Origin of the sequence: Microterricola viridarii (genome assembly GCF_001542775.1) — a bacterium.
In the GTDB taxonomy this organism is placed as follows: Bacteria; Actinomycetota; Actinomycetes; order Actinomycetales; family Microbacteriaceae; genus Microterricola; species Microterricola viridarii_A.
This window is the reverse complement of record NZ_CP014145.1, coordinates 2837460-2858152: the sequence shown is the minus strand read 5'-3', so window position 1 is coordinate 2858152 and position 20693 is coordinate 2837460. Positions and strand designations below refer to the sequence as shown.

The 20693-nt window shown below is 68.9% G+C and carries 21 protein-coding genes and 1 tRNA gene; 13 read left to right on the top strand and 9 right to left on the bottom strand.

What is annotated here, in order from left to right; genetic code table 11:
* Positions 1–26: 26 nt before the first annotated feature.
* Together AWU67_RS13050 and AWU67_RS13045 are read right to left on the bottom strand one after the other, a co-directional pair.
* The gene (locus AWU67_RS13050) at positions 27–878 is read right to left on the bottom strand and encodes an ABC transporter permease (RefSeq protein WP_067229841.1); all 852 of its coding nucleotides are present in this window, start codon (positions 876–878) and stop codon (positions 27–29) included.
* Positions 875–1843, bottom strand: a complete 969-nt coding sequence (locus tag AWU67_RS13045) for an ABC transporter ATP-binding protein (protein WP_067229838.1) — start codon at positions 1841–1843, stop codon at positions 875–877. Before AWU67_RS13045 ends, AWU67_RS13050 begins: the two co-directional genes overlap by 4 nt.
* Positions 1844–2109: 266 nt before the next feature.
* Here AWU67_RS13045 and AWU67_RS13040 point away from each other — a divergent pair, with 266 nt between their 5' ends.
* On the top strand, positions 2110–3015 hold the full coding sequence (locus AWU67_RS13040; protein WP_067229836.1) for an ABC transporter substrate-binding protein: 906 nt from the start codon (positions 2110–2112) through the stop codon (positions 3013–3015).
* Here the strand turns inward: AWU67_RS13040 and AWU67_RS13035 are convergent.
* Entirely contained in the window at positions 3012–3746 is a 735-nt protein-coding gene (locus AWU67_RS13035; protein WP_067229833.1) for a LysE/ArgO family amino acid transporter, read from the bottom strand. The genes AWU67_RS13040 and AWU67_RS13035 overlap by 4 nt on opposite strands.
* 95 nt (positions 3747–3841) lie before the next feature.
* Here AWU67_RS13035 and AWU67_RS13030 point away from each other — a divergent pair, with 95 nt between their 5' ends.
* From AWU67_RS13030 to AWU67_RS13015, 4 genes are all read left to right on the top strand, one after another.
* Positions 3842–4777, top strand: a complete 936-nt coding sequence (locus tag AWU67_RS13030; protein ID WP_067229831.1) for a LysR family transcriptional regulator ArgP — start codon at positions 3842–3844, stop codon at positions 4775–4777.
* A gap of 33 nt (positions 4778–4810) precedes the next feature.
* Positions 4811–5386 (top strand): TetR/AcrR family transcriptional regulator, encoded by a 576-nt coding sequence (locus tag AWU67_RS13025; protein ID WP_067229827.1) that lies wholly within the window; start codon positions 4811–4813, stop codon positions 5384–5386.
* Between the two features lie 94 nt (positions 5387–5480).
* Positions 5481–6623 carry an ABC transporter permease gene (locus AWU67_RS13020; protein WP_067229825.1) on the top strand — a complete coding sequence of 381 codons (1143 nt, stop codon included), beginning with the start codon at positions 5481–5483 and terminating at the stop codon, positions 6621–6623.
* Entirely contained in the window at positions 6620–7357 is a 738-nt protein-coding gene (locus tag AWU67_RS13015; RefSeq protein WP_067229823.1) for an ABC transporter ATP-binding protein, read from the top strand. Before AWU67_RS13020 ends, AWU67_RS13015 begins: the two co-directional genes overlap by 4 nt.
* 125 nt (positions 7358–7482) lie before the next feature.
* On the opposite strand, the gene AWU67_RS13010 is transcribed toward AWU67_RS13015, so the two are convergent.
* The gene (locus AWU67_RS13010; protein WP_067232763.1) at positions 7483–8685 is read right to left on the bottom strand and encodes a pyridoxal phosphate-dependent aminotransferase; all 1203 of its coding nucleotides are present in this window, start codon (positions 8683–8685) and stop codon (positions 7483–7485) included.
* 131 nt (positions 8686–8816) lie between these two features.
* Here AWU67_RS13010 and AWU67_RS13005 point away from each other — a divergent pair, with 131 nt between their 5' ends.
* Complete coding sequence (locus AWU67_RS13005) at positions 8817–9644, top strand: Pr6Pr family membrane protein (RefSeq protein ID WP_067229821.1); 828 nt, start codon at positions 8817–8819, stop codon at positions 9642–9644.
* On the opposite strand, the gene AWU67_RS13000 is transcribed toward AWU67_RS13005, so the two are convergent.
* Positions 9565–11109: a flavin monoamine oxidase family protein gene (locus tag AWU67_RS13000; protein ID WP_067229819.1), complete on the bottom strand. Its 1545-nt coding sequence runs from the start codon at positions 11107–11109 to the stop codon at positions 9565–9567. The two genes, AWU67_RS13005 and AWU67_RS13000, sit on opposite strands and share 80 nt — an antisense overlap.
* A 285-nt stretch (positions 11110–11394) precedes the next feature.
* Here AWU67_RS13000 and AWU67_RS12995 point away from each other — a divergent pair.
* The 6 genes from AWU67_RS12995 (at position 11395) to AWU67_RS12970 (ending at position 14830) form a co-directional block, all read left to right on the top strand.
* Positions 11395–11467, top strand: a tRNA-Trp gene (locus AWU67_RS12995).
* Positions 11468–11538: 71 nt separating this feature from the next.
* On the top strand, positions 11539–11814 hold the full coding sequence (secE, locus tag AWU67_RS12990) for a preprotein translocase subunit SecE (RefSeq protein ID WP_067229816.1): 276 nt from the start codon (positions 11539–11541) through the stop codon (positions 11812–11814).
* A gap of 107 nt (positions 11815–11921) precedes the next feature.
* A complete protein-coding gene (gene nusG, locus AWU67_RS12985; RefSeq protein ID WP_067229814.1) occupies positions 11922–12845 on the top strand; it encodes a transcription termination/antitermination protein NusG in 924 nt (307 codons plus the stop codon).
* Positions 12846–12955: 110 nt separating this feature from the next.
* On the top strand, positions 12956–13384 hold the full coding sequence (gene rplK / locus AWU67_RS12980) for a 50S ribosomal protein L11 (protein WP_067229812.1): 429 nt from the start codon (positions 12956–12958) through the stop codon (positions 13382–13384).
* Between the two features lie 87 nt (positions 13385–13471).
* Positions 13472–14161 (top strand): 50S ribosomal protein L1, encoded by a 690-nt coding sequence (gene rplA / locus AWU67_RS12975; RefSeq protein WP_067229810.1) that lies wholly within the window; start codon positions 13472–13474, stop codon positions 14159–14161.
* A gap of 297 nt (positions 14162–14458) precedes the next feature.
* The gene (locus AWU67_RS12970) at positions 14459–14830 is read left to right on the top strand and encodes an iron chaperone (RefSeq protein ID WP_067229804.1); all 372 of its coding nucleotides are present in this window, start codon (positions 14459–14461) and stop codon (positions 14828–14830) included.
* A 110-nt stretch (positions 14831–14940) separates the two neighbouring features.
* Here AWU67_RS12970 and AWU67_RS12965 read toward each other — a convergent pair whose 3' ends face one another.
* From AWU67_RS12965 to AWU67_RS12950, 4 genes are all read right to left on the bottom strand, one after another.
* Positions 14941–16302, bottom strand: a complete 1362-nt coding sequence (locus AWU67_RS12965) for an NAD-dependent succinate-semialdehyde dehydrogenase (RefSeq protein WP_067229802.1) — start codon at positions 16300–16302, stop codon at positions 14941–14943.
* Between the two features lie 111 nt (positions 16303–16413).
* Positions 16414–16767 carry a cupin domain-containing protein gene (locus tag AWU67_RS12960; protein WP_067229799.1) on the bottom strand — a complete coding sequence of 118 codons (354 nt, stop codon included), beginning with the start codon at positions 16765–16767 and terminating at the stop codon, positions 16414–16416.
* Positions 16764–18212, bottom strand: a complete 1449-nt coding sequence (locus tag AWU67_RS12955; RefSeq protein ID WP_067229796.1) for an NAD(P)/FAD-dependent oxidoreductase — start codon at positions 18210–18212, stop codon at positions 16764–16766. Before AWU67_RS12955 ends, AWU67_RS12960 begins: the two co-directional genes overlap by 4 nt.
* 89 nt (positions 18213–18301) lie before the next feature.
* Positions 18302–19534, bottom strand: coding sequence for an MFS transporter (locus AWU67_RS12950; RefSeq protein ID WP_067229793.1), 1233 nt, complete (start codon positions 19532–19534; stop codon positions 18302–18304).
* Between the two features lie 131 nt (positions 19535–19665).
* Here AWU67_RS12950 and AWU67_RS12945 point away from each other — a divergent pair, with 131 nt between their 5' ends.
* Positions 19666–20565, top strand: a complete 900-nt coding sequence (locus tag AWU67_RS12945) for a sulfurtransferase (protein ID WP_067229788.1) — start codon at positions 19666–19668, stop codon at positions 20563–20565.
* The last annotated feature ends 128 nt before the right edge of the window (positions 20566–20693 follow it).

Below are 20693 nucleotides of genomic sequence, written 5' to 3'. Positions count from 1 at the left end.
CCGCCCCACCCGGGCTGCGCGTGGCATCAGGCGTCGCGCCGGATCCAACGGAACGTCAGCCGGCTGAGCACCAGCCCGACGACGAGCCAGCCGACGAGCACCAGCGCGACGAGGCCGAGATCCCAGGCGCCGCTCGGCTCGAGCGTCTCGAAGCTCTGCGGCAGGAACACCGCCCGCATGCCCTGCGCCATCCACTTGAGCGGGAACAGGCTGGCCACGTTCTGCATCCACTCCGGCAGCTGGTTGAACTGCAGGTAGACGCCAGAGATGAACTGCAGGATCAGCACGATCGGGATCACCACGGCGGTGGCGCTCTTGCCGGAGCGGGGCACGGCAGACAGTGCGATGCCGAGGAGGGCGCTGGTCACGATGCCGAGCAGGAACACCCAGGCGAAGGTGCCCCAGGCGCCTGGATCGGTCGGCAGCGCGATGTGGAAGGCGAACACCGCGACCGCCAGCAGAAGGGCCACCTGCAGGGTTCCGGTCACCAGCGTCTGCCCGATCTTGCCGATGAAGTAGGCGGTGGGCGAGAGCGGTGTGCCGCCGAGCCGTTTCAGCGTTCCGTCGCTCTTCTCGCCGGCGATCTCGACGGCGAGGTTCTGCACACCGGAGAGCAGCATGCCGGCCGCGATCATGCCGGGCAGGTAGTAGGCGCCGACGCTGATGCCGCCCGTGCCGTCCGGCGCGGTGCCGATGTTCCCGGACGAGCTGAACGCCGAGGTGAAGATGCCCAGCATGATCACCGGGAACAGGAACGTGAAGAAGACGGCATCCGGCGAGCGGAAGTAACTGCGCACCTCGTAGCCGATGCGACTGATGCCGAGCGAGACGACGCTGGGGCGGGCGACCGGGGGCCGCTGTGCGGTGATGGTGCTCATGAGCGGACCTCCTGGGCGGTGGCGGTTGCGGTGCTGGTGGATGGCGCGGTGTTCTGGGCGGTACCGGATGCCGCAGTGCCGGATGATGCGGAGCCCGCGTCGTGGGCCCGCACCAGCCCGAGGTAGATGTCTTCCAGGCTGGGCCGGATCACCTCCAGCTCGCGCGGCTCGCCGCCGAGCTCCGCGGTGATGGCGGCCACGGTGGCTGCCGGGTGCTCGCTCTGCACGGAGCGTGGCGCCCCTGAGGAATCCCGCCAGCGCACGACCGGCACCCGGGCATCCGCCCCGCCGATCTCGTCGATGGCGCCGATCTCGATCAGCTTGCCGCCGGCGATGACGCCGGCCCGGTCGCTGAGCTGTGCGGCCTCGTCGAGGTAGTGGGTGGTGAGCAGGATGCTGGTGCCCTCGGCCTTCAGCTGCCGGATCAGCGTCCAGAAGTCGCGGCGGGATTCCGGGTCGAAGCCGGTAGTCGGCTCGTCGAGGAAGAGCAGTTCCGGTCGGCCGATGATGCCGAGGGCGACGTCGACGCGGCGGCGCTGGCCGCCGCTCAGCTTGCTGATCCGGGTCTTCGCCTTGGACTCGAGTCCGACGGCAGCGATCACCTCGTCGACGCGGCGCGGGTTCGGGAAGAATCCGGCGAAATGGCGCAGCTGTTCGAGCACGGTGGCGTTGCCGGTCTCCCCGGTGGACTGCAGCACGATGCCGAGCCGCGCCTTCCAGTCGAGCCCGCCGTGGCCGGGGTCGGTACCGAGCACGCTGACTTCGCCGCCGCTGCGGGTGCGGTACCCCTCGAGGATCTCGATCGTCGTCGATTTGCCTGCGCCGTTCGGCCCGAGCAGGGCGAAGGTCTCGCCGCGATTGATGTCGAAGCTCACCCCATCGACGGCGGCGAGACCGCCGTAGCGCTTCTCCAGGCCGCGCACCCGTACTACCGGCTCGCTCCGTGTCGCACTGTTTGTTGTCATGAGCCCAGCCTGCTCGCCTCGCGGATGCCGCGCCAGCGGTGGACCGGCTGATTCCCGGCATCCACCGATCGGTGGATGCCCGGCGGCTGCCGGGTCACATCTTCCATTCGGAAGTCTCGCCTAAACTCGTATGGCACCCACTGGAGGGTCGACCGCGTGGAGCTCCAGTCGTCCGGGTTGCACGAGGTTTCCGCGCTTCAGCGCGAACTCGCACCGCCTGGCGAGGGCTGAAGCTTGTTTGAAGAGCCCCGAGTTAAGGATTTTCCATGCGCGCCCGCTTCGTTCTGCCGACTGTCTCCGCAGCGGTCTTGTTGCTCACCGGTTGTGTCGACAACTCGCTGCCCGAGATCACCGGGGCAGACGCACGGGTTGCCGCCGCCACCGTGAATGAGGCGGCCGCCGCGCTGCTGCCGCAGGATGTCGCCGACTCCGGTGTGCTCGCGATCGGCACGGCGCCCAACTACGCACCCAATGAGTTCAAGAACAGCGACGGCGAGGCGGTCGGCTGGGACCTCGAACTGGCGCGGGCGCTCGCCACGGCGCTCGGCCTGGAACCCACGGTCTACGACGCGAGCTTCGACAACATCGTCCCCTCCATCCGCGGCGGCAAATTCGACATCGGGGCGTCGTCGTTCACCGACACCGTCGAGCGCGAGAAGCAGCTCGATTTCGTGCACTATTACGACGCCGGCGTGCAGTGGGCGGCCCCGGCCGAGAGCGCCGTCGACCCGGCAGACGCGTGCGGGCTGAAGGTCGCGGTGCAGGCGACGACATACCAAGACACGACCGAGATCCCCGAGAAGAGCGCGGCCTGCGTCGCAGCGGGCAAGCCGGCGATCCAGAAGATGCTGTTCGACAGCCAGGGCAATGCGATCAACGCGGTCGTGCTCGGCCAGGCCGATGCGTTCAGCGCTGATTCCCCGGTGGCGCTGTACGCCATCTCCAAGCTGAACGGCAAGCTGAAGCCGGTGGGCGAGACGTTCGACGTCGCCCCATACGGCTTCGCCGTCGCGAAGGGATCCGGAATGGCCGAGGCCGTGCAGCTCGCGCTGCAGGGGCTGGTCGACGACGGAAGCTACGGTGCGATCCTGGACGCCTGGGGTGTCGGTTCTGGCGGCCTCGAGCAGATCACGATCAACGCGGCCGGGGCCAGCGACGCCTCGAAGGGTTAGTGCGGCACCACCAGGAGCACGCCGAGCGTCACCATCAGCACGGCGATCACCGAGTCGAGGATCCGCCAGGCGCGCGGGGTGGCGAGCCAGCGGCCGAGGTAGCGGGCGCCGAAGCCGAGCGAGGTGAACCAGACGCAGCTGGCGATGATGGCGCCGACGCCGAACAGCCAGCGGCCGGGGTCGCCGTGCCCGTTGGCGACCGAGCCGAGCAGGAACACGGTGTCCAGGTACACGTGCGGGTTCAACCAGGTGAGGGCGAACGCCGTGGCCAGGGCCGCGCCGAGCGTGCCTGTCGTCGTGCGCGCGCTCCGGGTGCGGGTGGCCGTGGCTGTGCGGATGCCGGGGACACCCGCCTCGCCGGCAGCGCCCTCGGCGGCGGCATCCGCCACCGCAGCCTCGCCCTCGCCGCCGGCGGCGTCGGCAAGCAGCCCGGCACTGCCCGGCTTGAGCGCCCGGCGGGCGGCCAGCAGCCCGTAGCCGACGAGGAAGAGTGCCCCGGCCCAGCGGGCGACGGGCAGCAGCCACGGAAGCTGCCCGAGCAGGGCGCCGATGCCGCTGATGCCGACCACGATCAGTACGGCGTCAGACACTGCGCAGAGGATGACAACCGCCAGCACGTGCTCGCGTCGGATGCCCTGGCGCAGCACGAACACGTTCTGCGCGCCGATCGCGATGATCAGCGAGAAGCCGAGGCCGATACCGGCGAACAGAGGAGCGAGAGAAGGGGTCACACTCTGACGCTAGGCCGTTCTGAATGATCAATCCAGCTCATGTTCCTTACGTGACATTAGGAGAATTGATGTCGTCGCTGCACTAGCCTTGCCCCATGCAACTGCACTCCGACCACCTGCGCACGCTCGCCGCGGTGCTCGACGAGGGCAGCTTCGACGGCGCGGCCCGCGCGCTCAACCTCACGCCCTCGGCGGTCAGCCAGCGCATCAAGGCCGTGGAGCAGCAGCTCGGCCGCGTGCTGCTGGTGCGCTCGAAGCCGATCCGCGCCACGGAGTCGGGCGAGCTCGTCATGCGCCTGGCCCGCCAGTTCGACCAGCTGGAGCATGAGACCCTCTCGACGCTCGGCGTGGAGAGCGGCGGCCAGGGTCCGGTCACGGTGCCGCTGGCCGTCAACGCGGACTCGCTCGGCACCTGGATCCTGCCGGCCCTCGCCGAGCTGTCCGGCAGCGAGAACGTGCGCTTCGACCTGTACCGCGAAGACCAGGCCCACACCGTCGCGCTGCTCGTGGCCGGAACCGTGATGGCGGCCGTCACCTCGGCCGCCGAGCCCGTCCCCGGCTGCATCGTGCGTCCACTCGGCGCGATGCAGTACCGACCGATGGCCGCCCCCGCCTTCGCTGCCCGCTGGTTCCCGCACGGAGTCACGCTCGAGGCGCTCGCCGCAGCGCCGGTGGTGAACTTCGACCGCCGCGACGACCTGCAGCACGACTACGTGGCGATGCGTTTCCGGCGGCACGCGGGCAGTGCAGGGCAGGGGCCGGATGCGGCGGCGGTGCCGCGCCCGCCGAGCCACTTCGTGCCGTCATCCGCCGACTTCGCGGCCGCCGTCGCGCTGGGGCTCGGCTGGGGGATGCTGCCGCCGCTGCAGGTGGCCGAGCGCGTGGAGTCCGGGGCACTCGTCGACCTCGACCCGGGCGGGGGCGTCGGCATCCCGCTGTACTGGCAGCAGTGGCGGCTCGCCTCGGGGCTGCTCTCGCGCATCGGCGATGCCGTCGAGGCCGCCGCCCGCGCCGCACTCCAACAGGTCTGAGCCCAACGCCCGGGCCCCGGGCATAATGGGCGGATGCCGAAGATATCCAAGCCGACGGTCGCCGAACATCGCAGTGCACAGCGTGCCGCGCTCCTCGAGGCCGCAGAGGCCATCCTGGTGGAGACGGGCGTTGCCGGTGTGAACCCGCGCACGGTCTGCGAGCGCGCGGGGCTGTCCCGCTCCAGCTTCTATGACTACTTCCCGTCCAAGGACGACCTGCTCGCAGCCGTTGCCATGCGCGCATTCGACGAGTGGGGGGTCGAGATTGAGGAGGCCCTGCGTGAGGCGGAGCCGGGCATCGACCAGCTCTCCGCGTACGTGGCCGCCACGATGCGGATGACGGCTGACGGCAAGCACGCCATCGCCGCCGAGCTGCGCGGCGAGGAGCTCTCGCCGAGCAAGCAGGAGGACATCAAGGCTCTCCACGATGCGCTGCTGGAGCCGGTGCGCACGGTGCTGGAGGATCTCGGAGTCCCGGATGCCGCGGCCCAGGCCTACCTGGTGCAGGGGCTGCTCAACACGGGCGTCCAGTTGGTGACCCATGGGATGGCTGCCGACGACGTCACCGCGAAGGTCATGGCGCTCCTCACTCGGGGGTTGCTCGTCTGAGGCTGGCTGATTTGGAGGCGCCGCCTTCTTGGTGACAGACTGTCGGTATCTTGCCGACACACTGTCGGAGTGTTCCGACCCCCAAGGAGTCTCCATGTTCTTAGCGCTGCGCGAACTCAGGTTCGCCAGAGGGCGCTTCGCACTCATGGGAATTGTGATCGCCCTGATCGCTGTTCTCGTGGTGCTGCTGTCCGGCCTCTCGACCGGCCTCGTCAATGACGGGGTCTCTGGCCTGAAATCGATGCCGGCCACGGCGTTCGCCTTCGACGAGGGCACCATGACGGACAACGCGTTCAGTCGTTCGCTCGTCGATGACGATCAACTCGAGTACTGGGCGCAGGCCGAGGGCATCGAATCGGCTGAGCCGATGGGGGTGAGCATCGTCAACGGCACGAGTGATCAGGGCACGCAGGTCGATCTCACGCTCTTCGGCGTCGAACCCGTTGGCTTCCTCGCCCCCGAGCTCTCGGAGGGGCGCGGCCTCGGCTCTCCCGACGGCATCGTCGTCTCTGAGACCGCACGGGCCGCCGGACTCGAGGTCGGCAGTGTCGTCACCCTGGACCGTGTCGGCCTCGAGCTCACCGTCGTCGGCTTCACAGCCGGGCAGGCGACCTTCGGTCACGTCGATGTCGCCTATCTGCCGATCGACACGTGGCGTCTGATTGCATCGAACACGGCCACACCCGGTGTTCCGACGGAGGCCTCGGTGCTGGCCGCCGACTACCCGTACTCGAGCGTTGTGGCGCTCAAGGCCGCCGCCGGCTCCTCGATCGACATCGAGGCGGGCGACAACGCAGCCGGCACCATGACGATGCTGCGCACGGAGGCGTTCAACGCCTCACCGGGCTATGAGGCTGAGACTCTGACGCTGAGCATGATCCAGACGTTCCTCTACGCCATCTGCGCGCTCGTCGTCGGCGCCTTCTTCACCGTCTGGACCATCCAGCGCACCCATGAGATCGCCGTGCTGCGCGCCGTGGGCGCGTCGAGCGGATGCCTGCTGCGGGACGGACTCGCCCAGGCCGCCATGCTCCTCATTGGCTTCACCGCGATCGGTGTTGCAGCAGGCATCGGCCTCGGCGCCGCAATGCCGGAGGCCATGCCCTTCGAGCTGGAGGCGGCCCCCGTTGCCTTCGCCTCGCTGCTCACCATCGCACTCGGGCTTCTGGGCGCCGCCGTCGCGGTGCTCCGAATTACCCGCGTCGACCCGATCACAGCCCTCGGAGGCCAACGATGACGACACACACCGTGAACACTGCTCTCACAAACACTGCCCCCACGAGCGCCCCGGCGCTGGAGATCACCGACGCCGTGCTGGAGCTGGGCGACGGCGACGGCCGGGTGCGCGCACTCGACTCCGTCTCGCTCCGCGTGCAGCCGGGAGAATTCGTGGCCGTCGTCGGCCCGTCCGGCTCCGGCAAGTCCTCACTGCTCGCCATCGCGGGCGCGCTGGGCAAGCCGGACTCCGGGTCCGTGCGCGTGCACGGCACCGACCTGGCCACGCTCAACCGAGCAGCCGCGGCCCGCTTCCGCCTGCGGAACATCGGCTTCGTCTTCCAGTCCGGCAACCTGATCCCCGCGCTGAGCGCCGCCGACCAGCTGCGGCTCGTGGCGCGCCTGGCCGGCAACCGCACGGCCGAGCCCGAGGCGCTGCTGGCCGAGCTGGGGATGGCGCACCGTTCGGGTCACCGCCCCGGGCAGCTCTCCGGCGGAGAGCGGCAACGGGTCGGCATCGCCCGCGCACTCGTGAACAACCCCTCCCTGCTGCTCGTCGACGAGCCGACGGCCGCCCTGGACAGGGATCGGAGCCAGGAAGTGGTCGCGATCCTCGCCGAGCGGGCCAGGCGCTCCGCTGTCGCCGTTGTGATGGTCACCCACGACCGCGACGTGCTCGGTCACTGCGACCGTGTGCTCGAGATGGTCGACGGCCGCCTCAGCGAGGTGGCCGCGGCCACGGCCGGATCCCACTAAACGCGCTCCGTCTGCCCGCGGGAGGCCTTAACGAGGCAGGGAGGCCAGATTCCGAGAATCTGGCCTCCCTGCGCGACTATTGCCTCCCGCGGTGCCTCGCGGATGCCGCGGCGGCGGCAAGCGGACTAAACGGCGAACAGGCGCTGCAGGCGCTGCACGCCCTCGAGAAGCGGTTCGTCACCGAGCGCGTAGCTGAGGCGCACGAAACCGCTCGGGCCGAAGGCCTCGCCGGGAACGACGGCCACCTCGGCCTTGTCCAGAATGAGGTCGGCCAGCTCGAGCGAGGTGGTCGGCGTGACGCCGGCCCACTCCCGGTTGAGCAACCCGGTGACATCCGGATACACGTAGAAGGCGCCCTCCGGCGTCGGCACGTTCAGGCCCTCGATCTTCGACAGCTCAGACACGATCAGCTTGCGGCGGCGGTCGAAGGCCGTGCGCATCTCGGCGACGGCGTCCTGCGGGCCGGTCAGCGCCTCGATGGCGGCGCGCTGGGAGATGTTGGACACGTTCGAGCTGAGGTGCGACTGCAGGTTGGCCGCGCCCTTGATGGCGTCGGCCGGGCCGACCATCCAGCCCACACGCCAGCCCGTCATGGCGTAGGTCTTGGCGACGCCGTTCACCAGGATGGTGCGGTCGGCGAGCTCCGGCACGGCCTCGACGATCGAGACGGCCTTGACGCCGTCGTAGGTGAGGTTCTGGTAGATCTCGTCGCTGATCACCCAGAGGCCGTTCTCCAGCGCCCACTCGCCGATGGCCTTGGTCTGCTCCGGGGAGTAGACAGAGCCGGTCGGGTTGGAGGGCGAGACGAACAGCAGCACCTTGGTGCGTGGGGTGCGGGCGGCCTCAAGCTGCTCGACGGTGACGAGGTAGTTCTGGTCGCTGCCGGCGAAGACGTCGACCTGACGGCCGCCGGCCAGCTTGATCGCCTCCGGGTAGGTGGTCCAGTACGGCGTCGGAACGAGAACCTCGTCGCCCGGGTCGAGCAGCGTCTGGAACGCCTGGTAGACGGCCTGCTTGCCGCCGTTGGTGACGATCACCTGGCTGGGCGAGACCGCCAGGCCCGAGTCGCGCAGCGTCTTCGCCGCGATGGCGTCGCGCAGTTCCGGCAGGCCGGCGGCCGGCGTGTAGCGGTAGTTCTTGGGGTCGCGCACGGCGGCCAGCGCCGCCTCCACGATGTGTGCGGGGGTGGCGAAATCGGGCTCACCCGCGGCATAGCTGATGACCGGGCGGCCCTCGGCTTGCAGGGCTTTGGCCTTGCCATCAACTTTGAGGGTCGCCGATTCGGCAATGGCGGCGATACGGGCAGAGATACGCGTAGTTTCGGTCACGCTCACAGCCTAAGCGGTGCTCCATGCAGCGCGCCTCATGTGACGCTCGCTTTGCCCAGCGCGAGCCCGCCGCGCCGCGCGCGGCCGCCCGTGCTTTCGGCCTCACGTCCGGCACAGCGTAGCGTTGAAGCATGCACCGCCGTGCCCCAGAGCCCCCAGCCCCAGCACGGGGCCGGCAGACTCCCGCGGCGACGCAACGGGCCCCGGCCGATGCGGGCGGCCAGCCTGCCGAGCGCCCAACGGCCGAGCGCCCGCGCAGGCTGCGCATTGCCCTCGGCGGCTACCGGCTGGCCCTGGCCGGGCTGGAGCTGCTGGCGCTGTTCGGCAACTTCAACTATGTGCTCGGCTTCTCCTCCTTCGCGACGAACAACTTCTTCAGCTACTTCACCATCCAGTCGGCGATGATCGCCGTCGTCGTGCTGATCACAGGCGGGATCACGGCGCTGCTGCGGCCGCGCGATCCGCACTGGCTCAGCATCATGCGCACGGTGACGATGTGTTATCTGCTCGTCTCCGGCATCGTCTTCGCCGTGATCGTGGCGCAGGCCTCGAGCCACGCCTACCGAATCGAGGTGCCGTGGTCAGACACCCTGCTGCACTTCGTGGTGCCCGTGCTGGCGCTGCTGGGCTGGTTCGTGGATGCCGTGATCAGCCCCCGCAGCGACCCGATGCCTTGGTCGACGCTCGGCTGGGTGCTGCCGTTCCCCACACTCTGGCTCGTCTTCACCCTCGTGCGTGGAGCGGATGTCGGCTGGTACCCGTACTTCTTCCTCGACCCGGCGCAGGTCGGCGGCCCGCTCGGCATCGCGTTCTACTGCCTGCTCGTGCTCGGCATCTTCCTCGGGGTGTCTGCGCTTCTGGTCGCGGTGAGCCGCAAGGTCACGGCGCGGGCGACGTCGCTCCGAGAGCGTCTGCTCCGGGAGAATACGGCGCAAGAGAAGCCAGCACCCTGGCAGTGAACTCGTCGTCAGAGAGAGCGCCGAGTTCGGCGGCGAACTCGGCAGCGATCGTGCCGACCAGGATCGGGGATCCGGTCAACGGGGCGAGGTTCGTCCAATAGGCGACGGGGTTGCGGCCGGCGGTCTGGTCCGCGCTGCCCGGGGTCGCGGTGGGCTCGTCGCTCGGAGTAGCGGAGGGGGTGCCGGTGTTCTGCTGCCCGGAATCCGGGCCGATCGTGCTGAGCACGGTGGCATCCGTCGCCCAGAACGCCTCGGCGAACTGCACCCACACCGTGTCGACCGTGCCCATGCCGATCGCGTCGATCGCGTCGAGCTTCCAGCCGGGCAGCGCCGGCTCGAACAGCGTCGATTCCTGCTGCAGCACACCGAGCGGGATTGTCACCAGCACCCGGTCGGCGCTCAGCGACTCGCCCTGGGCCAGCCGCAGGCTCACGCCGTTCTCGCCCCACATGACCGTCGAGACCGGGCTGCTGACGAGCACGTCCAGGCCGTCGGCCAGCGAGTCGATCAGCCCAGCGAGGCCGTGCTCGCCGCCGGTCACGATCTGCGACATCGATGCGGCACCGGCGACCAGGGTGCCGAGCTGCTCGGCAGAGACCACGTCTGCGGATGCCCCTGACGCCGGTTGCAGCACCGTGTCGAGTTCGTGCCCGAGCCAGTCGATCGGGGCGACGCCGTTGGCATCGGGCTCGGTGCTGAGCGAGGCTGCCGCGCCGGAGTCCACGAGCGCCTGGGCCACGGAGACGTCGGGCGGGTGCTCGTTCGCCCACTTCCCGGCCGAGGCGAGCGCCGTGCTGCCGGCGTCGGAGGGGCCGACGATGGTGCCGGCCGCCGTGCGCACCTCTTCGGTGCGCGTGAACGGCGCGATGCCAACGCCGGCGAGGGCCAGCTGGCCGGCCAACAGAGTGGAGTCGGCGCTGACGAAGAGCGGGCCCAGTTCGACGGGAACGGGCCAGCTTCCGCCCTCGACGCTGTGGATGCGGCCGCCGAGACGGTCGCGGGCCTCGACGACCACCACCTCGAAACCGGCCTCGCGCAGCTGGCGGGCGGCAGTCAGGCCGGCGATGCCGGCGCCGATGACCGCGATGCGCTCGCCGTGCGCGGCGCTATCGGCGATCTCGAGGGCCGCGCGCAGCCCGGAGCCCTGGGCGCCCTGCACGGTGCCGGGGGCGTCACTGGCCGTGGCCTCGCCCGCGAAGTACAGCCGTTCGCCGAGGGAGCCGCGCAGCTGCGCGCGCTGGTCCTCCGTGCTGCCGACCCGGGGGTAGCTGAAGGAGCCGCGGGCGAACGGATCGGTGCCCCAATTCGAGCGTTGCAGCCGGAGCGGCTTCGGCACGCCGGTCGGCAGCGGCGCGGGCGTGCGCGTGGCTGTCGGCTTCGGGGACGGGGCGGTCGGGGTGCACGCGGTCAGCGCCAGGAGGGCGATGCCAGTGGCTGACCCGATCAGAAAGTCACGACGTTTCATCGCTGCGCCGGTGGCGCGCCCCTTCCTGTCTACCCGGTGTTCGGCTGGTGTGGCCGGGTTCCACGCTACTCCACGGGCCCAGATTCGCTCAGCTTTACAGGCTCGCCGCTGTGACCTACACTTGGTCGAGGTTGTTGAATCCGCCAAGCTTTTTTGCGCCTATTTTCGTGCCGGAACCCTGTTCCAGGTTCGTGGGGAGTGCGCAGGCCGGGCGGCCGAGACCGGTAGAATGTCTCAAGTGGCTTGCTCGCAGGAATGCGAGCGGAACACTGAAGGCAGGCCCTTAGGGCGGTGGCTCAATTGGTAGAGCAGCGGTCTCCAAAACCGCAGGTTGCAGGTTCGAGTCCTGTCCGCCCTGCAAGTCGGTGTGCATGCGCCGGCCCACGAAAGCCAGCCAGCTTGCAAGCTGGCCGGGAAAGGTGAGATCAGGTGGCCCGAAAAGTTGTCGACGAACCCAGTGAGGATGTCGTCGCGAACGCCAAGAAAGACCGCGAGACCAAGCGCGGACCTTTCGCGCGGGTCAGCCTCTTCTTCAAGCAGGTCATCACTGAGCTCAAGAAGGTCGTAACTCCGACCCGCAAGGAGCTGCTCAACTACACCGGCGTTGTGCTGGTGTTCGTGGTCATCATGATGGCTCTGGTTTCCGCTCTGGACTGGGTGTTCGCACTCGGCGTGACGTGGGTCTTCGGTACTCCAGCGGGATAGTTCCGATGGGTGCCAGGTGCGGTTTTCTGGGCGAATGTGGTGTGGCCACAGCCGCGAGAACCACGCGGCAACAGCGAGCAACGCAATACACGAAGGATTGAGATTTAGTGTCTAAGACTGAGTACGAAGACGCCGACTGGGCGACGGCTGCTGAGCAGTCCGCCGAAGAAGACGAGGCGCAGGAGGGCAACACGCTCGCCGAGGCCGAGGAGTCTGTCGAATCCGCTGAGCACATCGCCGTTCACGTTGTCGATGAGAACGACGTCGTGGTTGACCTGGATGCCGCGCTCGACGCGCTGGCCGAGTCGACCGACCCCGAGGCTGACGCCGTCGTGGACGACGCACTCGACATTGACTCCGCCGACGAGGCCGAGGCCGCCGTCGAGGCTGTCGAAGACGAAGACGCCGAGGCCGACCCTTACGAGGAGTTCCGCCAGGACCTGCGCTTCCTGCCCGGCAAGTGGTACGTCATCCACTCCTACGCCGGTTTTGAACGCCGCGTGAAGCAGAACATCGAGAACCGCAAGGCGTCGATGGCCATGGAAGATTACATCTACCAGGTCGAGGTGCCGATGGAAGATGTCGTCGAGATCAAGAACGGCCAGCGCAAGATGGTCACCCGCGTTCGTATCCCCGGATACGTGCTGGTGCGCATGGACCTGAACGAGGACAGCTGGTCTGTCGTGCGCCACACCCCCGGTGTGACCGGCTTCGTCGGCAACGCGCACAACCCGACCCCGCTCCGTTTCGAAGAGGCCTTCGGCATGCTGAAGAGCCTCGTCGAGATCAAGGACGTCCCAGCTGCCAAGGGCGGCAAGGGCGGCGCGGCCAAGGGCGCGCAGCGCGTGCTGCAGGCCGAGGTCGACTTCGAGATCGGCGAGACCATCACGATCAAGGAAGGCTCGTTCGCGGGCCTGCCCGGATCGATCAGCGAGATCAAGCCCGAGAGCGGCAAGCTCACCGTGCTCGTCTCCCTGTTCGAGCGCGAGACGCCGGTCGAGCTCAGCTTCGACCAGGTCACGAAGCTCTAAGCAAACAGAGCCGCCACCCCCAGATTTACAGTCCACCGTCGCACGGAGCGTCCGAGCGAACGGGAGAGTGCTCCGGCATCCGGAGCGTTCGATAAGAAAGAGAGAAAACAATGGCACCGAAGAAGAAGGTTACTGGTCTGATCAAGCTTCAGATCAAGGCCGGCGCCGCAAACCCGGCCCCGCCCATCGGCCCGGCCCTGGGTCAGCACGGCGTGAACATCATGGAGTTCTGCAAGGCGTACAACGCGGCGACCGAGGCCCAGCGCGGCAACGTCATCCCCGTTGAGATCACGGTCTACGAGGACCGCTCCTTCACCTTCATCCTGAAGACCCCGCCCGCCGCGGAGCTCATCAAGAAGGCTGCAGGCGTTGCCAAGGGTTCGGGTACCCCCCACACCGTCAAGGTTGCCAACCTGTCGCAGGCACAGGTTCGCGAGATCGCCGAGGCCAAGATGGTTGACCTCAACGCGAACGACATCGAGGCTGCCTCGAAGATCATCGCGGGCACCGCTCGCTCGATGGGTATCACGGTCGGCTAAGTAGGGTTTCCCCCTCCTTCCTCCACACTTTCACTCGTGGCAGCGCCCGCCAGGCGCAGATGACCACATTCTCTCAAGGAGAACAACATGGCACAGAAGTCAAAGGCCTACCGGGCCGCGGCCGAGAAGATCGAAGCCGACAAGTTCTACACCCCCACCGAGGCAGTCACGCTTGCCAAGGAGACCGGTTCCGCCAAGTTCAACAGCACGGTTGAGGTTGCCCTCAAGCTGGGTGTTGACCCCCGCAAGGCAGACCAGATGGTGCGCGGCACCGTCATCCTGCCCCACGGCACCGGCAAGACCGCCCGCGTCATCGTGTTCGCAACGGGCCCCGCAGCCGAGGCAGCTCTTGCTGCTGGCGCTGACGAGGTCGGTGGCGACGAGCTGATCGAGAAGGTGGCCGCTGGCTACACCGCTTTCGACTCGGCTGTCTCGACCCCCGAGCTCATGGGCAAGGTCGGTCGTCTCGGTAAGGTTCTTGGTCCGCGTGGCCTCATGCCGAACCCGAAGACCGGAACCGTGACGCCGGATGTGGCCAAGGCCGTCTCCGACATCAAGGGTGGAAAGATCGAGTTCCGCGTCGACAAGCACTCCAACGTGCACTTCGTCGTGGGCAAGGCAGCCTTCTCGGCTGAGCAGCTCGACGAGAACATCAAGGCCGCTCTCGAGGAGATCGTTCGCTTGAAGCCGTCCAGCTCCAAGGGCCGCTACATCCAGAAGGGTGCTGTGTCGACCACGTTCGGCCCCGGCATCCCCCTGGACGTCAACGCCATCTAGTCTCACGCTGTATTCGAAGGGCCCGTCGCGCAAGCGGCGGGCCCTTCTGCGTTGCCGGATGCCGTCGCCGCCCGGTGGCGCGGCCGCTCCCTCCTCACGTTGGCTAGGGGCGCTCTCTCCTCACGTTGGCTCGGGGCGCTCCCTCCTCACGTTGGCTCGGGGCGCTCCCTCCTCACGTTGGCTCGGGCCGCTCCCTCCTCACGTTGGCTCGAGAACGCGCTCTCCTCACGTTGGCTCGAGGGAGCTTGCGACCGAAGCCAACATCGCGAAACCCGCACTCGCGTGCAACCATGGGGCATGCCCGAGAACACCGTCACCGACTACCTGGCCGGGATCGAGCCGGCCGCCGACCGCGCCGCCCTGCAGCGAGTCATCGACATTGCCCGCGAGGTGGCGCCAACCGTCGTGGAGGGCGTCAGCTACAGCATGCCGACCCTGCTCTACCGGGGCAAAGGCTACGTGGCAGCCATGCAGACCAAAGCACACCTAGCGCTGTACCCGTTCAGCGGCAGCGTGTTGCCCGCGTTCGGGGCGGAGCTCTCCGACTTCTCGCACAGTGTGAGCGCCCTGCGCTTCAGCGCGGAGCAGCCTGTTCCGGACGAGCTGCTCCGCCGCATCCTGCAGCTTCGCAAGGCTCAGATCGACGAGCAGCTGGATCGCAAGCGCTGACGTTCCGGTGCGGCATCCGCAGCCAGTTCGCGGATGCGGGGACGGAAATGGCCCCGAAGCGCCGCGTTCGCGTGCGTCCCGGGGCCATGCATCCGCAGACCGGCTACAGATCAGCCGATGCGGATCATCTTCTTGTTGACGAACTCGTCGGCGCCGAAGCGGCCGAGCTCGCGGCCAGAACCGGAGCGCTTGACGCCGCCGAACGGCAGCTCTGCGCCGTCGGCACCGACCACGTTCACGAACACCATGCCGGCCTCGATGCCGTCGGCCACGCGCACCGCCTGCTCCGGGTCGGTCGTGAAGACGAAGGAGCCGAGCCCGAACGGGGTGTCGTTGGCCAGCTCGACGGCCTCTGCTTCGGTGCCGACGCGGTAGACGGAGGCGACGGGGCCGAAGAACTCCTCGTGGTACACGTCGTTTGTCGGGTCGATGTCGGTGAGCACCGTCGCCGGGATGAAGGTGCCGTTGCGCGGGCCGCCGGCCACGAGCGTCGCCCCCTGTGCGAGCGCGCGGTCGATCTGGTTCTGCAGGGTGTCGGCAGCCGCGGCGGAGGACAGCGGGCCGAGCACGGTGCCGTCGGCCATCGGGTCGCTCGGGGCGAACGAGGTGAACGCCGCGGTGAACTTCTCCAGGAACGCGTCGTACAACTCGTCGATCACGATGAAGCGCTTGGCCGCGTTGCAGGCCTGACCGTTGTTGTCGAGGCGGGCAATGACGGCGGCCTCGACTGTCGCGTCGAGGTCGTCGGTGCTGAGCAGGATGAAGGGGTCAGAGCCACCGAGTTCAAGCACGACCTTCTTGAGGTGGCGGCCGGCGATCTCGGCGACGGCGGCGCCGGCACGCTCGGAACCGGTGAGCGAGACACCCTGCACGCGCGGGTCGGCGATGACGGTGGCGATCTGGTCGTGCGAGGCGTAGATGTTGACGTAGGCGCCAACAGGGAAGCCGGCATCGAGGAAGATCTGCTCGATGGCGGCGGCCGACTCCGGGCACTGCTCGGCGTGCTTGAGCAGGATGGTGTTGCCGACGATGAGGTTGGGGCCGGCGAAACGGGCGACCTGGTAGTACGGGAAGTTCCACGGCATGATGCCCAGCAGAACGCCCAGCGAGCGGCGGCGGATCAGCGCCGAGCCCTCGCCGGCACGCAGCGTGATCGGCTCGTCGGCCATCAGGGCCTCGGCGTGCTCGGCGTAGTAGCTGTAGATGTCGGCGCTGAAGTCGACCTCGCCGAGCGCCTGCTCCAGCGGCTTGCCCATCTCGCGCACGATGATCTCGGCGAGGGCGTCGCGGCGGTCGACGTGCAGCTCACCGACGCGCCGGATCAGTGCAGCGCGCTCGGCGACGGTGGAGTTGCGCGACCAGCCGCGGTGTGCGGCATCCGCTGCCGCAATGGCCTCAGCCAGACCCTCCTCGCTCAGGGTGGGGTAGCTGGTGACCGTCTCACCGGTGGCGGGGTTGACCACTGCGTACATGTGCGTGCATTCCTTCCTCGGGGCGCTCGCACCACCAGGGAAAGGGGCAGCGATGCGCACTGCCCCCAGCTTAGGCGGGCAGGCGGTCGCGGCACGAGGGGCGCGCGCCTCTCAGCTGATGTAGACCTTGCGCAGCGTCTCGGTGACGGTCCAGATGGTGCGGGTCCCGCCGGCCAGGCGCACGACCGATCCGGCCGAGATCTCGATGGTCTCTGCGTCCGGCCCGCCCGGCTCCAGCTCCACCGTCGCGCGTCCGCTGAGCACCACGAACACCTCGTCGGCCTCGACATCGCTCATCGTGCCGACCGACATCTCCCAGATGCCGATCTCGGCGTCGCCGAACGCGCCCAGTTCGACTGCCCCGGTGGTCGGGTTGCCGGCGATGCTCTGCTCGGCGGGCACGGCTTCGTGGGTGAGGGCGATGGATGTCGCATCGTTGACGATGCCGGGGACCAGAATGCTCATGAGTCGAATCCTAGCCCGAGCGCGTCGAGGGTCTTGAGCAGCACGTTGCGCTTGCCGTCGTTGTGGTCTGCCCGGTCGAGCGACCAGCGAGTGGCGTTGATGCCGAGCGCCGCGATCGGCTCAGGCGGGAACGGCAGCGGGCGCTCGCGCACCATGCGCAGTCGGGTGCGCTCCGTCTGTTCACCGGCGAGCCGGTCGAGCATCACGTTCGCGGCGAAGCGGGTCGCCGCGACGCCGAGCCCCGTGTACCCGGCGGCGTACGCGACCCGACCGCCGCGCGCCGTGCCGTAGAACGCCGAGAAGCGCGTGCACGTGTCGATGGCGCCGGCCCACTTGTGGGTGAAACGGGTGCCCTCCAGCTGCGGGAAGGTGGTGAAGAAGTGGTTGGCGAGCAGTTCGAACGCGGCCGGCCGCTGCTCATAGCTCTGCCGCACGCGGCGCCCGTAGTGGTACACGGCGTCATAGCCGCCGAACAGCACCCGGTTGTCGCGGGAGAGCCGGTAGTAGTGGAACTGGTTGGCCACATCGCCGAGCCCCTGCCGGTTCTGCCAGCCGATCTCGCGCATCTGCGCGTCGCTCAGCGGCTCGCTCATCAGGGCGTAGTCGTACACCGGAACGGTCATCAGCGTGTTGCGCTTCAACAGCGACGGGAACACATTGGTCGCGAGAACGGCCCGGCTGCTGTGCACGGCGCCCGCTGCGGTGCGCAGGGTGACGGCCGCGGCATCTGCGCCGCCGGTGGCGGTGTCGAGCGCGCGCACCGGGCTCTGCTCGAAGATCTGCACGCCCATGTCGGTGGCGACCCGCGCCAGTTCGAACGCGAGCTTGGCCGGGTGCAGCAGCGCCGAGGTGCGCTTGTTCCAGAGCGCAGCCAGGTAGGTGGGGGAGTTGACCTCTGCCCTGGCCGCCGCGCCGACGAGCAGTTCGACGCTGTCGTCGCCGCGAGCCGCGGCATCCGCTGCCGCCTCACGCAGCCATTCCACCTGGTGCGGCTCGACGGCGAGGTCGAGGGCACCGTTGCGCTCGAACTCGAAGTCCATGCCGAGCTCCGCGCTGGCCGCCTCGATCTCGTCGAGGTTCTCCAGGCCGAGCCTGTCGAGCTCCTCGACCTCCTCCGGCCAGCGGCTCTCGCCGTTCTCTCGACCGTGGGTCAGGCTCGCCTCGCAGAATCCGCCGTTGCGGCCAGACGCGGCCCAGCCGATCCGCTGGGCCTCCAGCAGCACGACGCGGGCGTCGGGGTTGCGCTGCTTGGCGAGTACCGCCGTCCAGAGGCCGGTGTAGCCGCCGCCGACGATGGCGAGGTCGGCGGTCACAGCGCCGCTCAGCTTCGGGTAGCGCGGACGGTCGACGTCATCCAGCCAGAAGGCGGCCTGCCGGGTGCCGGCCAGTGCATGCTCGACCACGGATGCCGCAGGTCGTCGTCTCTCGAAAACAGTCGTGCCCACGCGTCTCACCGCTCCGTCTCGCTGCCGCCCGCCCGGCAACGTCGCCCGGCGAATCACACTCCATCATGCCCGCGCAGCGGGGGCCGGCGCTAGGAGGTGGGCTGCACCGGGATCGCCTCGGTGTCCGGCAGTGGGCTCGCGTCGCGGCCGCGGAGGTCCGGGTGGTAGCGCTTGGCCAGCACCGGCACGATGAAGCCGACGAGGGCGAAGATCGCGGCGGCCCAGAAACCACCGACCGGTCCGCTGCTGTCGATCAGGAAGCCGGCCGCCGCCGAGCCGAGCGCGGCACCGATCAGCTGGCCGGTTCCGACCCAGCCGTACGCCTCGGCGGTGTCACTGAACTTGACGCTGGCAGAGACGATGGCGAACAGCACGGCGAGGGCGGGGGCGATACCGAGGCCGGCGACGAAGAGGGCGCCGGACAGCCACCAGAACTCGGGGTTGTCGCCGGAGAGGAACATGACGACAGCGGCCAGACCCATGCCGACGAAGACGACCAGCATGCGACGGGCGGTCGACCACGGGCCGATCTGCACGCTGCCGAGCGCCAGACCACCCGCGATCGAGCCGGTCGAGAAGATCGCCAGCACGAGGCCGGCCTCCGGGCCGCCGTGGCCGAAGGTGGCGACGACCGCGGCCTCCACGGCGGCGCAGGCACCGACCAGCAGGAAGCCGACCCCGGTCGCCAGCAACACGGCTGGGCGGCGCAGCACGGCGCCCAGCTTGCGCTTGCTGCGCGGGATGCGCACCCGGCCGAGCTCGGGAGAGGAGAGGAACCAGATGCCGCCGCCGACCATGAACACCACGGCGAGCATGATGCCCCACACGGTGCTGATCTGGGTGGCGACGAAAGTGGTGACGACGGGGCCGACGACCCAGATGATCTCTTGGGCGGTGGCATCCAGCGAGAACAGCGGGGTGAGCTGGCGGGAGTTGACCATCTTGGGGTAGATCGTGCGCACGGCCGGCTGGATGGGGGGCATGCTGAGGCCGGCGATGGCACCGACGACCATGTACATGACGACCGACATCGGCACGAGCGCGATCAGCGTGACCATGGCCGCGCAGATCGCCAGCGTGATGGTGATGACCGGGCGCATGCCCCAGCGGCCCATGAAGCGGCTGGTCAGCGGCCCGGCAACGGCCTGGCCGATGCTGGTGGCGGCGAGCACCAGACCGGCGGCGCCGTAGCTGCCGGTGATCTGCTCGATGTGCAGCAGGAACGCCAGCGACAGCATTCCGAACGGGAAGCGGGCGACGAGCTGGGCCGAGATGATGCGCGCAACGCCCGGCGTTTTGAGGAGGTCCGAGTAGTTGCTCACGATTCCCCAATTCTACTGAGCGTGTTTCGTGGCGGCGGCCGGTCGTCGTCGCAGGATATAGCGTGGCAGAGGGCGCGCTCGCCCGCCAGCCAGCACGAGCTTCGAGCCCCCCAAGATCTGGAGAACAACGGATGTCGCACCCCCTCGTAACCGCCGACGAACTCGCCGCACTGCTGCGGGAAGCCGCGGACGGCGGCCGCCCCGTGCGGGTGCTCGATGTGCGCTGGAGTCTCGGCGGTCCGGCCGGGCGCCCGCTCTACGAGGCCGGCCACATTCCCGGAGCCGTTTACGTCGACCTGGACACTGAGCTGGCCGGGCACGGCGACCCGCGCGACGGCCGCCACCCGCTGCCCGCCATGGCCGACTTCCAGGCCGCCGCACGCGGTTGGGGCCTGAACGACGGCGACACCGTCATCGTCTATGACGACTGGCGCAGCCATGCCGCCGTGCGCGCCTGGTGGCTGCTGCGCTTCGTCGGCGTTGCCGACGTGCGCGTGCTCGACGGCGCCTTGCCGGCCTGGCTGGCCGCCGGGCATCCGCTCGCCACGACAACCGGCACAGAGACGACAACCGGCACAGAGACGACAACCGGCACAGAGACGGCGATCGAGCCGGGCACGCTCACGGTCGCCCCCGGCGGCATGCCCGTGCTCACGATCGAGCAGGCCGGCGCCCTGCCGCAGCACGGCCGGCTGCTCGACGCCCGTGCCGCAGAGCGCTACCGCGGAGAGGTCGAGCCCATCGACCCGCGCGCCGGCCACATCCCGGGGGCGCTCAGCGCTCCGACCGCCGGCAACCTCGACGCCGACGGCCGATTCCTGGGCGCCGCCGAGCTGCGCGAGCGGTACGAGGCGCTCGGCGTGACGGCTTCTGCGCCCGTCGGCGTCTACTGCGGTTCCGGGGTCACCGCCGCGCACACGGCGCTCGCACTCAACCTCGCCGGCTTCGCGCCGGCCCTCTTCCCCGGCTCCTGGTCGGCGTGGGCGAACCACCCCGAGCTGCCGGTGGCGACCGGACCGACACCCGCGTAACGAAACGCGCGGTATCCGCCGAGTCCCGCAGGAAAACATTGCGGAACTCGACGCTGGCGCACTTTAAGTGCGCCAGAACCCGATCCGCGCGCAACGGCAGCTGCGCCCAAAACGTTACCCGCGCAGGG